The 12,122-nt window shown below is 67.6% G+C and carries 13 protein-coding genes; 10 read left to right on the top strand and 3 right to left on the bottom strand.

What is annotated here, in order from left to right:
• Positions 1–158 precede the first annotated feature (158 nt).
• From SI859A1_RS21895 to yacG, 9 genes are all read left to right on the top strand, one after another.
• Positions 159–317 carry a hypothetical protein gene (locus tag SI859A1_RS21895; protein WP_192847173.1) on the top strand — a complete coding sequence of 53 codons (159 nt, stop codon included), beginning with the start codon at positions 159–161 and terminating at the stop codon, positions 315–317.
• A 117-nt stretch (positions 318–434) separates the two neighbouring features.
• Positions 435–1,667 (top strand): 3-methyl-2-oxobutanoate dehydrogenase (2-methylpropanoyl-transferring) subunit alpha, encoded by a 1,233-nt coding sequence (locus SI859A1_RS17280; protein ID WP_009210972.1) that lies wholly within the window; start codon positions 435–437, stop codon positions 1,665–1,667.
• Between the two features lie 64 nt (positions 1,668–1,731).
• Positions 1,732–2,745, top strand: coding sequence for an alpha-ketoacid dehydrogenase subunit beta (locus SI859A1_RS17275; protein ID WP_009210971.1), 1,014 nt, complete (start codon positions 1,732–1,734; stop codon positions 2,743–2,745).
• 2 nt (positions 2,746–2,747) lie between these two features.
• Complete coding sequence (locus tag SI859A1_RS17270; protein WP_009210970.1) at positions 2,748–4,139, top strand: dihydrolipoamide acetyltransferase family protein; 1,392 nt, start codon at positions 2,748–2,750, stop codon at positions 4,137–4,139.
• On the top strand, positions 4,136–5,533 hold the full coding sequence (gene lpdA / locus SI859A1_RS17265; protein ID WP_009210969.1) for a dihydrolipoyl dehydrogenase: 1,398 nt from the start codon (positions 4,136–4,138) through the stop codon (positions 5,531–5,533). The genes SI859A1_RS17270 and lpdA overlap by 4 nt, the downstream gene beginning before the upstream one ends.
• 101 nt (positions 5,534–5,634) lie before the next feature.
• Positions 5,635–6,927, top strand: coding sequence for a UDP-N-acetylglucosamine 1-carboxyvinyltransferase (gene murA, locus SI859A1_RS17260; RefSeq protein ID WP_009210968.1), 1,293 nt, complete (start codon positions 5,635–5,637; stop codon positions 6,925–6,927).
• 203 nt (positions 6,928–7,130) lie between these two features.
• A complete protein-coding gene (infA, locus tag SI859A1_RS17255) occupies positions 7,131–7,349 on the top strand; it encodes a translation initiation factor IF-1 (RefSeq protein WP_024349579.1) in 219 nt (72 codons plus the stop codon).
• Between the two features lie 12 nt (positions 7,350–7,361).
• A complete protein-coding gene (locus SI859A1_RS17250; protein ID WP_009210967.1) occupies positions 7,362–8,012 on the top strand; it encodes a Maf-like protein in 651 nt (216 codons plus the stop codon).
• Positions 8,009–8,212 carry a DNA gyrase inhibitor YacG gene (yacG, locus tag SI859A1_RS17245; RefSeq protein WP_040325965.1) on the top strand — a complete coding sequence of 68 codons (204 nt, stop codon included), beginning with the start codon at positions 8,009–8,011 and terminating at the stop codon, positions 8,210–8,212. Before SI859A1_RS17250 ends, yacG begins: the two co-directional genes overlap by 4 nt.
• A 57-nt stretch (positions 8,213–8,269) precedes the next feature.
• Here yacG and SI859A1_RS17240 read toward each other — a convergent pair whose 3' ends face one another.
• A complete protein-coding gene (locus SI859A1_RS17240) occupies positions 8,270–8,836 on the bottom strand; it encodes a transglutaminase-like cysteine peptidase (protein ID WP_244401055.1) in 567 nt (188 codons plus the stop codon).
• A gap of 349 nt (positions 8,837–9,185) precedes the next feature.
• Positions 9,186–9,986 carry an alpha/beta fold hydrolase gene (locus SI859A1_RS17235; RefSeq protein ID WP_009210965.1) on the bottom strand — a complete coding sequence of 267 codons (801 nt, stop codon included), beginning with the start codon at positions 9,984–9,986 and terminating at the stop codon, positions 9,186–9,188.
• Between the two features lie 238 nt (positions 9,987–10,224).
• Here SI859A1_RS17235 and infC point away from each other — a divergent pair, with 238 nt between their 5' ends.
• Positions 10,225–10,764, top strand: a complete 540-nt coding sequence (infC, locus tag SI859A1_RS17230) for a translation initiation factor IF-3 (RefSeq protein WP_024349584.1) — start codon at positions 10,225–10,227, stop codon at positions 10,762–10,764.
• Positions 10,765–10,875: 111 nt separating this feature from the next.
• Here the strand turns inward: infC and SI859A1_RS17225 are convergent, their stop codons facing one another.
• Positions 10,876–11,862, bottom strand: a complete 987-nt coding sequence (locus SI859A1_RS17225; protein ID WP_148233884.1) for a hypothetical protein — start codon at positions 11,860–11,862, stop codon at positions 10,876–10,878.
• Between the last annotated feature and the right edge of the window lie 260 nt (positions 11,863–12,122).

Here is a 12,122-nt window from a genome sequence, read left to right as displayed (position 1 = left end):
GGGAATTAAGAACATTCGGTTTACGGACCGTTGTCTCCTGCGCGCCGTCACTTTCCGCAGCGACCATCTGCACCTGGCGTGACAGCAGCGGCAAAACCGACGCGCGCGCCGGCCTTCGCCCATGGCGCGGGGTCGGTCGATCGGGTAACGCTGCCCCGATGAGCAAGCTCTTTTCCGTCATCTTACTGCTTTTGATGATCGCGCATCTGATCCGGCCCTTCGGCGTGCCGGGCCTGCGCAAGCGCGGCGATTTCTGGAAGCTGGCGCTTCTGGGCATCTTCGCCTTCATGGCGACGGTGCTGATCCGGCCGCAATAGTCACGCCGCGCCCGCAGACCCCGTCAGACAAACGCGGTCACCCTCCACACGCCACCTTGACGGATGCCTTGGCGCGGTCGCAACGTCGCGCATGTATCGCGACGAAGGGGGTGGACCTTGCCGGACGATCAGCCGCTCAGCCTGCATGTGCCCGAGCCCGAGGTCCGGCCCGGCGGCACCCCCGATTTCAGCGGCGTCAAGATCGCCCGGGCCGGCACGGTGCGCCGCCCGCCGGTCGACGTCGATCCGGCCGAGATCCGCGATCTCGCCTATTCGATCATCCGCGTCCTCAACCGCTCCGGCGAGGCGGTGGGCGAATGGGCCGGCACGCTGAGCGACGAGGAGGTCCTGGCCGGGCTGAAGACGATGATGCGGGTGCGCGCCTTCGACCGCCGCATGCTGATGGCCCAGCGTCAGGGCAAGACCTCGTTCTACATGCAGTGCCTCGGCGAGGAGGCGATCGCCTGCGCCTTTCGCAAGGCCCTTGGCCCCGGCGACATGAACTTTCCGACCTATCGCCAGCAGGGGCTGCTGATCGCCGACGACTATCCGCTCGTCGACATGATGTGCCAGATCTATTCCAACCGCCGCGACCCGCTGAAGGGCCGGCAGCTGCCGATCATGTATTCGTCCAAGGAGCACGGCTTCTTCTCGATCTCGGGCAATCTGGCGACCCAGTTCGTGCAGGGCGTCGGCTGGGCGATGGCCTCGGCGATCAAGGGCGATCACCGCATCGCCGCAGCCTGGATCGGCGACGGCTCGACGGCCGAGAGCGACTTCCACTCGGCCATGGTCTTCGCCTCGACCTACAAGGCGCCGGTGGTGCTCAACATCGTCAACAACCAATGGGCCATCTCGACCTATCAGGGCATTGCCCGCGGCGGCTCCGGCACCTTCGCCGCGCGCGGTCTCGGCTTCGGCATTCCCTCGCTGCGGGTCGACGGCAACGACTATCTGGCCGTCCACGCGGCGTCCAAATGGGCCGTCGAGCGGGCCCGCCGCAATCTCGGCCCGACGCTGATCGAATGGGTCACCTACCGCGCCGCCGCCCATTCCACTTCGGACGATCCGTCCGCCTACCGCCCCAAGGAGGAGACCGACGCCTGGCCGCTCGGCGATCCGGTGAAGCGGCTGAAGAACCATCTGATCCTCAAGGAGGTCTGGAGCGAGGAGCGCCACGTCCAGGCCGAGGCCGAGATCGACGCGGAGATCCTCGCCGCCCAGCGCGAGGCCGAGACCCACGGCACGCTCCACACCGGTCCGCGGCCCTCGGTGCGCGACATGTTCGAGGGCGTCTACGAGGAGATGCCGCCGCATCTGCGCCGCCAGCGCCAGCAGGCGGGGTACTGACGATGAGCGCGACGGGACGGCCGAGCAGGCCCCGGCGGCGAATGCAGGAAAGGTTGCTGACGCCATGGCGCGCATGACCATGATCGAGGCGATCCGCGACGCTCATGCGGTGAAGATGGCGGAGGACGACAACGTCGTCGTCTTCGGCGAGGACGTCGGCTATTTCGGCGGCGTCTTCCGCTGCACGGCCGGGCTCCAGGAGCGCTTCGGCAAGAACCGCTGCTTCGACGCGCCGATCAACGAGAGCGGCATCGTCGGCACCGCCATCGGCATGGCGGCCTATGGCTTGCGGCCGGTCGTGGAAATGCAGTTCGCCGATTATGTCTATCCGGCCTACGACCAGATCGTCTCGGAGGCGGCGCGGCTGCGCTATCGCTCGGCCAGCGACTTCACCGCGCCGATGGTGGTGCGCATGCCGACCGGCGGCGGCATCTTCGGCGGCCAGACCCATTCCCAGTCGCCCGAGGCGCTGTTTACCCATGTCGCCGGCCTGAAGACGGTGGTGCCGTCCAATCCCTACGACGCCAAGGGCCTGCTGATCGCCGCCATCGAGGACAACGACCCGGTGATCTTCCTGGAGCCCAAGCGGCTCTACAACGGCCCCTTCGACGGCCATCACGACCGGCCGGTGACGCCCTGGTCGAAGCATCCGCTGGGCGAGGTTCCGGAGGGCCGCTACACCGTGCCGCTCGGCAAGGGCGTGGTGCGCCGCGAGGGCGCCGGGGTCACCGTTCTGGCCTATGGCACCATGGTGCATGTCGCCATCGCGGCGGCCGAGATGGTCGGAATCGATGCCGAAATCCTCGACCTGCGCACCCTCGTGCCCCTCGATCTCGACCTGATCCGGCAGTCGGTGGAGAAGACCGGCCGCTGCGTCGTCGTCCACGAGGCGACGCTGACCTCGGGCTTCGGCGCCGAGCTCTGCGCCCTCGTCGAGGAGACTTGCTTCTATCACCTCGAGGCGCCGATCCTGCGGGTTGCCGGCTGGGACACGCCCTATCCGCACGCCCAGGAATGGGACTATTTTCCCGGTCCGGCGCGGGTCGGGGCGGCCCTCAGACAGGTCATGGAGGGCTGATCATGGGCACCTACACGATCAAGCTGCCGGATGTGGGCGAGGGCGTCGCCGAAGCCGAACTCGTCGAATGGCATGTGAAGATCGGCGACGTTGTGCGCGAGGACGCGGTCCTCGCCGCCGTGATGACCGACAAGGCGACGGTCGACATTCCCTCGCCGGTGGACGGCACCGTCGCCTGGATGGGCGGCGAGATCGGCGAGACGCTGGCCGTCGGATCGCCGCTGGTCAAGCTCACCGTCGATGGGGAGGGCGGCACCAACGAGCCGGACGAGAACCCCGACGATGTGGTCGCGACAAGCGAGGACGCACCGCGTTCGCCCTCGGCCGAACGGGCGCCGGGACCGGCCGACCGCAAGGCCACGACCGGTGGCAACGATGCGGCGGAGGCGGACGAGGCGACATCAGATAAGCCGGCAAAGCCGTCGGGTGGCGGTTCCTCTGGCGCGTCCCCGGCGACCCCGGCCCGGCCGAAGGCGCAGCGGCCTGCGTCCGCTTCGCCGGCGCGCAAGCCGGGTGAGCGTCCGCTGGCCTCGCCGGCTGTGCGGCGCCGGGCCATGGAGGCCGGAATCGATCTGCGCCGGGTCGCCGGCAGCGGTCCGGCGGGCCGGATCGGCCGGGACGATCTCGACGCCTATCTGGACGGCGGCGGCACCGAGCCTTCCGCCGGCGGAGGCCTGCAGGCCGACAGTTCCGTCACCGAGATCAAGGTGGTCGGCCTCAGGCGGCGCATCGCCGAGAAGATGGCGCTGGCCAAGAGCCGCATCGCCCACATCACCTATGTCGAGGAGATCGACGTCGAGGCGCTGGAGGAGCTGCGCGCCGCGATGAACCGCGACCGCCGCGAGGACCGGCCGAAACTGACCCTTCTGCCGTTCCTGATGCGGGCGATGGTCATCGCCATTCGCGAGCAGCCGGCGCTGAACGCGCTCTATGACGACGAGGCCAATGTCCTGCACCAGCATGGCGGCGTCCATATCGGCATCGCGGCCCAGACCGGCGCCGGGCTGGTCGTCCCGGTGGTTCGCCATGCCGAGGCGCGCGACCTGTGGAACTGCGCCGGCGAACTGGCCCGGCTCGGCGAGGCGGCGAAGTCCGGCACCGCCAAGCGCGAGGAGCTGTCCGGCTCGACCATCACCATCACCTCGCTCGGCGCCATGGGAGGCATCGTCACGACGCCGGTGATCAACCATCCGGAAGTCGCCATCGTCGGCGTCAACAAGATCGAGATCCGCCCGGTCTGGGACGGCACCGGCTTCGTGCCGCGCCGGCGCATGAACCTGTCCTCCAGCTTCGACCACCGGGTGATCGACGGCTGGGACGCCGCCCGCTTCGTCCAGCGCATCAAGGCACTTCTGGAAACCCCCGCGATGATCTTCGTCGAGGAGCGGCCATGACCGACATTTCCTGCCAGCTCCTGGTGATCGGCGCCGGCCCCGGCGGCTATGTCGCAGCGATCCGCGCCGGTCAGCTGGGCCTCGACACGGTGATCGTCGACGACCGCAAGCCGGGCGGCACCTGCCTGAATATCGGCTGCATCCCGTCCAAGGCACTGATCCACGCCGCCGACGAATATTTCCTGTTGCGCGAAGCCGCCCGCGGCGCGGCGATCCCGGGCATCACGGCCGCCGAGCCTGGCCTCGACTGGGGCGAGGTGGTCGACTGGAAGGACGGCATCGTCAACCGCCTGAACAACGGCGTCACCGGTCTTCTGAAACGGGCCAAGGTGAAGCTCGTCTCCGGCCGGGCGCGATTTCTCGACGGCAAGACCGTCGAGGTGACGGGCGAGACGGGCACCCAGCGCATTGCCGCCGAGAATGTCGTCATCGCCACCGGCTCGGTGCCGGTCGAACTGCCGTCGCTGCCCTTCGGCGGCAAGGTGATCTCGTCGGCCGAGGCGCTGAGTCTCGACGCGCCGCCGGAGCGTCTGGTGGTGGTCGGCGGCGGCTATATCGGCGTCGAGCTCGGCACCGCCTTCGCCAAGGCCGGCTCGACCGTCACCATCGTCGAGGCGACGGCGCAGATCCTGCCGCTCTACGATGCCGAACTCGTCCGGCCGGTGCGCGCGCGGCTCGAGGCGCTCGGCGTCGAGATCCTGACCGAGGCGAAAGCCATGGGGCTGGCCGGCGAGGGGGGCGACCTCGTCGTGGAAGGCGCCGATGGCGGCGAGCGCCGGCTTGCCGCGGACCGGGTTCTCGTCACGGTCGGGCGAAGGCCGCTGACCGACGGCTGGGGCCGCGAGGAGCTGGTGCTGGAGATGGACGGGCCGTTCCTGCGGGTCGACGAACAGCGCCGCACCGCCATGCGCGGCGTCTATGCCATCGGCGATGTCTGCGGCGAGCCGATGCTGGCCCACAAGGCGATGGCCGAGGGCGAGATGGTCGCCGAGATCGTCGCCGGTGCGCGGCTCGCCTGGGACAAGCGCGCCATCCCGGCGATCTGTTTCACCGATCCGGAGATCGTCACCGTCGGCCTGTCGCCGGAGGAGGCGAAGCGGCAGGGCCATGAGACGAAGATCGGGCTCTTCCCCTTCCAGGCCAATGGTCGGGCGATGACCCTTGCCCGCGACGACGGCTTCGTGCGGGTGGTGGCGCGGGCCGACAATCACCTGGTGCTCGGCATCCAGGCCGTCGGCGCCGGCATTTCCGAATTGTCGGCCGCCTTTGGGCTGGCGCTGGAGATGGGCGCCTGCCTCGAAGACATCGCCGGGACCATCCACGCCCATCCGACTCAAGGGGAAGGATTCCAGGAGGCCGCCTTCAAGGCGCTGGGCCACGCCATCCACATCTGAGCGGGCTCAGGCGGGCCGGCTCTGCGTGCCGCCGTTTGATACCCGGTGCCGGCTGGTGTAGAGACCCGCCTTCGGGACGATAGCAGGCAAGGCCGGACATCATGGATCGCATTCGCATTCGCGGCGGCAACGAGCTCAACGGGACGATACCCATCTCGGGCGCCAAGAACGCGGCGTTGCCGCTGATGATCGCGTCGCTGCTCACCGACGACACGCTGACGCTGGAAAACGTGCCGCATCTCGCCGATGTCGAGCAGCTGATCCGTATTCTCGGCAACCACGGCGTCGACTATTCGGTGATCGGCAAGCGCTTCCGGCAGCAGCCGGGTCTCGGCCGCACCATTCATTTCGATGCGCGCAACATCGTCGACACCACCGCGCCCTACGAGCTCGTCTCCAAGATGCGGGCGAGCTTCTGGGTCATCGGTCCGCTTCTGGCGCGCATGCACAAGGCCAAGGTCTCGCTGCCGGGCGGCTGCGCCATCGGCACCCGGCCGGTCGACCTGTTCATCGACGGCCTGCGGGCGCTCGGCGCCACCATCGACATCGATGCCGGCTATGCCGTGGCCGAGGCCAAGGGCGGCCTCGTCGGCGCGCGCTACGTCTTCCCGAAGGTCTCGGTCGGCGCGACCCACGTGCTGATGATGGCCGCGACGCTCGCCAAGGGCCAGACGGTTCTGGAGAACGCGGCGCGCGAGCCGGAGGTCGTCGACCTCGCCACCTGCCTCTCGGCCATGGGCGCCAGGATCGAGGGCGCCGGCACCGGCACCATCACCATCGAGGGCGTGCCGGCCCTGTCGGGCGCCCGCCACCGGGTGCTGCCCGACCGCATCGAGACCGGCACCTACGCCATGGCCGTGGCGATGACCGGCGGCGACGTGACGCTGACCGGCACCAATGCCCAGCTCCTGCAGACCGCGCTCGGCAGCCTGAAGGGCGCCGGCGTCACCGTCGATCCGGTCGAGGACGGCATTCGCGTCTATCGCAATGGCGGCGGCATCGCGCCGGTCGACGTGGTCACCGACCCCTATCCGGGCTTCCCGACCGATCTGCAGGCGCAGATGATGGCGCTGATGACGCGGGCCGAGGGCACCTCGCACATCACCGAGACGATCTTCGAGAACCGCTTCATGCATGTGCAGGAACTGGTCCGCCTCGGCGCCCGGATCACCCTGTCCGGCCAGGTCGCGACGATCGAGGGCGTCAATCGCCTCGTCGGCGCGCCGGTCATGGCGACCGATCTGCGCGCCTCCGTGTCGCTGGTGATCGCCGGCCTCGTCGCCGAGGGCGAGACGACGATCAACCGCGTCTATCATCTGGATCGCGGCTTCGAGCGGCTGGAAGAAAAGCTGGGCGCCTGCGGCGCCGACATCGAACGCGTCTCGGCCGGTTGAGGATCGGGGCGGGTTCGATGTCGTTCCGATGCTGTCGGCGCGCCTCTTGGCGGCCGTGATCGACCGGCGCATATTGCTTTTTTTCGCGTTTGCCCCGATCTAAGGCACCGATCCCCATTCCGTCGCCGCGTCAGTGCGGCGGTTCGTCTCGTCGCGAAGCCTGACGCTTCGCGCCCTCACACACGATCAAGGCACTACATCATATGGCAAAAGAAGAAGTTCTCGAGTTTCCGGGCACGGTGACAGAGCTGTTACCCAACGCGACGTTCCGGATCAAACTCGAGAACGAGCACGAGATCATCGCCCATACGGCGGGCCGCATGCGCAAGAACCGCATCCGCGTCCTGACCGGCGACAAGGTGCTCGTCGAGATGACACCCTACGACCTGACCAAGGGTCGCATCACCTACCGCTTCAAGTAAGTCGGCAAGGGCATGAGTACCAAAGCGGCGCACCCCGTGCTCGTTCTCGCCTCGGGTTCGCCCCGGCGGCTGGAGTTGCTTGCGCAGGCCGGTATCGAGCCGGACCGCCTGCTGCCGGCCGACATGGACGAGTCGCCGCTGCGCAACGAGCATCCGCGTTCGCTGGCCAAGCGGCTGGCCAAGGCGAAGGCCGAACTGGCCGTGCGCGCCTTGCGCGAGCTCGACGTTCCAGGTCCGCGCTTCGTGCTGGCGGCCGACACGGTGGTCTCGGTGGGCCGGCAGATCATGCCCAAGGCCGAACTGGCCGACGACGCGATCGCCAATCTGCGCACGTTGTCGGGACGCACGCACCGCGTCTATACCGGCGTCGCTCTGGTCGGCCCGAGCGGCTCGCTGCGCCAGCGCCTGATCGAGACGCGCGTCCGCTTCAAGCGGCTGTCGCGCGAGGATATCGATTGCTACATCGCCTCGGACGAATGGCGCGGCAAGGCCGGTGGCTATGCCATCCAGGGTCTGGCCGGCAGCTTCGTCGTGCGCCTGATCGGCTCCTACACCAGCGTCGTCGGTCTGCCGCTCTACGAGACGCTCGCGCTGCTCGCCGGCGAAGGCTACGACATCCACAACCGGTGGAAGGCCGCAGCGGGCCAGACGGAAACGGCATGAATGCGATCGGTGCGAAGGTGACGCCGCTTCGTTCCAAGCGGCAATGCCCCGAATGCGGCAATGCGTCGGACCGGGCGAGCTATCCGTTCTGCTCGCCGCGCTGCAAGGCGATCGACCTCAATCGCTGGCTGAGCGGCAGCTACGTGATTCCCGGGACCGAGGAAGAGCCGTCGGCGCCGGACACCGGCGAAGAGAACTGACGGCGGCGCGCATCGCTGGGGCGATCGCCGAAGCCGGACGGAACGGGCCGGCGAGACCTAGTCCTTGACCGACCCCACCAGTACGGCATTGCCGTCCTCGACGCGGTTCCAGCGGCCGGGATCGGCGACGCTCTGGCGCTTCAGGAAGCGGTAGGGCGTATCGCCCCAGGCCACGACCCGGCGATCGAGATTGTCGAGAATGAATTCGCCGCGCTGTGTCCTGAGCGTCAGGATGGCGTGGCCTTCGCCATCGCGCTTGCGCACGACGGTGAGGAGAAGATTGCCCAGATCGATGCCTGCGCGCTCGTGCAGGATCTTGCGCTTCAGGAGAGCGTAGTCCTCGCAGTCGCCCTCGTTGCTCTCCGGGGGATAGGTCCAGCGCTCCTCGACCCCGTAGAGCTCGTGATCCGATCTGGCGGTGATGCGGCGGTTGATCTCGGCATTGGTTTCGGCCACCGCGCTGATCAGTTCGGGCGTGAGCTTGACCGGTTCGATGCTCTGGCCGGCCACGCGGTCGCTGGCGGGGCGGCATTCATCGGGATGGGTATGGCAGAACAGCCGGTGTCCGACCGGCGGCGAGGTGGTGACTCCGACCACCATGAACGGCCCGCGTGCTTCCGCCATGACCGATCCGGTCTGTGCTGTCAGGCAAAGCAATATCGTGGCGCCGATTGCGCGTAAAGACCCCATCCGTACCCCGCTCGGACGAACAACCCTCTCTGGTCTCGATGGTGTTGGGGATGCGGAAAACTGTCAACGCAACCGGCGTTGCTGCGGCGCATCATTCTCCAGCCACGCACAAGCTGCAGCCGGTTTCCGCATGGAAACGACAGCGTGAACAGGCATTTGGGCGCGATCCGTAGCAGGCTAATAAACGGAAATCATGGGGCTTTCTCGGTCCGGCCGATGGCTTTGTGACAAATTCACAACAGGCTGGAGGCGATCGCTTTCGCGATGCAGAATCGGTGGAACCTTACGCGCCGTCGCGGAACGCGGTGACGAGATCGGTCGCCGCGCGGCCGATCAGGGCCAGATCCTGCGGCCGGGACAGGCGATGATCGCCGTCCTTGACCAGCGTCATGATCGTTCCGCAGAAGGGCAGGTGGGTGACCAGCTCCATCGCATGGGAGAACGGGACGTCCTTGTCGGCCATGCCCTGGATGATCGTCACCGGACAGCCCGTCTCGATCAGATCGGTCATGACGAGATTGTCGCGGCCGTCCTCGAACAGCGCCCGGGTGTAGAGGTCGGGCTCGGGCGAATAGTCGGACGGCTTGGTCAGCACGCCGTCACGCGCCAGCGCCTCGCGCTGCGCGGCGTCGAGTTTCGGCATCATCAGCTTCTCGGTGAAGTCGGGGGCCGGGGCCAGCAGCAGCAGCCCGGCGATCCGTTTGCGGTCGCCGGCGTCCCGCGCCATCTGCGTCAGCCGCAGGGCGACCCATGCCCCCATGGACGAGCCGACGAGAATGGCCGGCCCGTCGACGGCGGCATCGATGACCGCCTTGGCGTCCTCGACCCAGCGGCTGATCGTGCCGTCCTCGAAGCGACCGCCGGATTCGCCATGACCGGAATAGTCGAGCCGGCAGAAGCCGAGACCCTCGCGCTGCGCCAGTTCGGCCAGATACTCTGCCTTCGTGCCGCGCATGTCGGAACGGTAGCCGCCGAGCCAGACGAGGGTGGGGCCCGCGCCGGCCTGGGTGCGGTAGGCGATGCGCCGTGCGTCGGTGCCGACGGTCAGGGTCCGGGGCGTATCGGCAGAGGGTTCGGCGCGCATGAGGATGATCCGTTCTGGTGACTCTACGGCGCCCGACGCGCCCGTCTGGGGCCCCCGGCGCATTTTCTCGACGGCCGGGGCGTGCCAATCGGCCCAGCCGATGCTATATACGCCCCACTGAAGGACCCGCATCGTGGGTGATCGTTGATCGGTTCCGCCGTTCGTTCGAGGAACCCGATCCGACGCCGCGTGTTGTCCCAGAGCCGTCTTGCGTCGTCAACAACAGGAGTCAACGACCATTCGCAGACCATTCCGTGCACCACCGACCCAGAACACGGGACCGCGTTCCAACAAGGATATTCGCGTTCCTCAGGTCCAGTTGATCGACGCCGACGGTGAAAACCGCGGCCCGACCGCGACCTCTGAAGCGCTTGCCATGGCTGAGGAAGCCGGACTCGATCTCGTCGAGATCGTGCCGACGGCCAACCCGCCTGTCTGCAAGATTCTCGACCTGGGCAAGCTGAAATACGAGACCCAGAAGAAGTCGGCCGAGGCGCGCAGGCGCCAGAAGACCATCGAGGTCAAAGAGATCAAGATGCGGCCGAACATCGACGAGCACGATTACGAGACCAAGATGAAGTCGGTCCGCCGCTTCTTCGACGAGGGCGACAAGGTGAAGGTCACCCTGCGCTTCCGGGGTCGCGAGATGGCGCACCAGGAACTGGGCATGCGTCTGCTCAACCGGGTTCGCGAAGAGACCGGCGAGATCGCCAAGGTCGAGGCCGAGCCCAAGCTCGAGGGCCGGCAGATGATGATGGTTCTCGCCCCGCGCGGCTGAGATCGATCGTCGATCGGTAGACATGCAGAAAGCCGGCATCCCTCGGGGGCGCCGGCTTTTTCCTTGTGGGGCCCGGCCATGTCGCCAGCCACAGGGAGCGTTCCGGGCGGCTCAGGCGCGGTAGCAGCAGGCCTGCAGCTCCTGCTGGCTCTTGCCTATGACGGCGATCAGCCGGTCGAGACGCCTTGGCGGCGGTTCTCCGCACCGTTCGAGCCCGTTGCCATGGCCGCAGGGTAGAAGTGTAATCGGCAAGGGGGCGCCGTGGCGCAGGCCGTGTAGGCCGAGGGCCTCGCTGTCGCTGTCGCCGCCGACGATGCGTTCGACCGCGCGGTAGAGTTGGCGCCGATCCCGCATTGTCGCGGGGCGCAGGGTGGCGGTGTCACCCGGCGGCACGAAGAAGCGGCGTGTCGAGATCATGTCCTCCGCGGCCGTGTTGGCGGCAAGGATGGTGCGGCGGTCGGACAGAAGCGCGATCCCGAAGGGCAGCGGGTCCCAGCTTGCCTCGATCGTCTCCCGGTCCGGCTCGTCCGGGGTGCCGAGGCAGTGGGACACCAGGAAGGTGCGCCGCAGATCGTCGGCATTGCGGCGCAGCAGCGTGTGGATGGCCGTTGCATTGCGTCCTGTCGGGGTATCGGGGCTTTCGACGAGGAGGAGCCAGGTCCATGGCGCGCCGCGGTGGAGGACCAGTCCGGTCGCCCATGCGGTCGGTGATGGGGGCATTCCGAAAGGATCGATCTGGCGGCTGTCGAACACCGCCCCCGCAACGAGGTTCGGCGTGCCCGGGGGCGGGCCGGTTTCACCGAAGCGGAAGACGGCCTGCTGCCCGCCGAACGGCAGGGCGAGTTCGAGGCGCTCGGTGCATTGCGTCGCCACCCGAAGGAGCGTCGTCCGCGCGCCGGCGAACATCGCGTCGATGGCCTGTGTGACCCCGACCCAGTTTTCCCGGCTGAAAGCGGCGCATGGGAGTTGTTCGCGCAGCGTGTCCACACCGTGCGGAAACCGAATGAGCGTCATTGCCGTCCATTTCCATGCCCACCGGATGATTCCCTCGTGTCCGGGATCCCGCAAATAACTCAGTGAGGAAATAGCCGGAGTCAAGAAGATTCCATAGGGATAGGGATGGCGCCTCCCCGGCTGTCCCGGCCGGCTGCGAGGCGGATCCGGGGCTGTGAGGAACCCCGGCGTGGCGTCTTGCGCGGCGACCCGTCTTTGCCTATAAACGCGACGTTCAGATGCGAACCGGCCGGCAGGGCATGCCGTGGCGGTTCTCAATGCTGTCGCGACATCGTCACAGAGGCGACCCGGCAATCGGGAGTTCCGATTGCCCGCGGATTGTCGCGATCCTCACCAAGGAGAGC

Origin of the sequence: Aurantimonas manganoxydans SI85-9A1, from assembly GCF_000153465.1 — a bacterium.
Lineage (GTDB): Bacteria > Pseudomonadota > Alphaproteobacteria > Rhizobiales > Rhizobiaceae > Aurantimonas > Aurantimonas manganoxydans.
This window is presented reverse-complemented; position numbering and strand designations above follow the sequence as displayed.

What these genes read in the sequence shown, in the direction of transcription:
- SI859A1_RS17235 (WP_009210965.1), bottom strand. Translation starts at nt 9,986, where the DNA reads ATGCGCGCCGAACCCTCTGCCGATACGCCCCGGACCCTGACCGTCGGC.
- SI859A1_RS17275 (WP_009210971.1), top strand. Translation starts at nt 1,732, where the DNA reads ATGGCGCGCATGACCATGATCGAGGCGATCCGCGACGCTCATGCGGTG.
- infA (WP_024349579.1), top strand. Translation starts at nt 7,131, where the DNA reads ATGGCAAAAGAAGAAGTTCTCGAGTTTCCGGGCACGGTGACAGAGCTG.
- SI859A1_RS21895 (WP_192847173.1), top strand. Translation starts at nt 159, where the DNA reads ATGAGCAAGCTCTTTTCCGTCATCTTACTGCTTTTGATGATCGCGCAT.
- lpdA (WP_009210969.1), top strand. Translation starts at nt 4,136, where the DNA reads ATGACCGACATTTCCTGCCAGCTCCTGGTGATCGGCGCCGGCCCCGGC.
- SI859A1_RS17270 (WP_009210970.1), top strand. Translation starts at nt 2,748, where the DNA reads ATGGGCACCTACACGATCAAGCTGCCGGATGTGGGCGAGGGCGTCGCC.
- yacG (WP_040325965.1), top strand. Translation starts at nt 8,009, where the DNA reads ATGAATGCGATCGGTGCGAAGGTGACGCCGCTTCGTTCCAAGCGGCAA.
- SI859A1_RS17240 (WP_244401055.1), bottom strand. Translation starts at nt 8,836, where the DNA reads ATGGCGGAAGCACGCGGGCCGTTCATGGTGGTCGGAGTCACCACCTCG.
- SI859A1_RS17250 (WP_009210967.1), top strand. Translation starts at nt 7,362, where the DNA reads ATGAGTACCAAAGCGGCGCACCCCGTGCTCGTTCTCGCCTCGGGTTCG.
- murA (WP_009210968.1), top strand. Translation starts at nt 5,635, where the DNA reads ATGGATCGCATTCGCATTCGCGGCGGCAACGAGCTCAACGGGACGATA.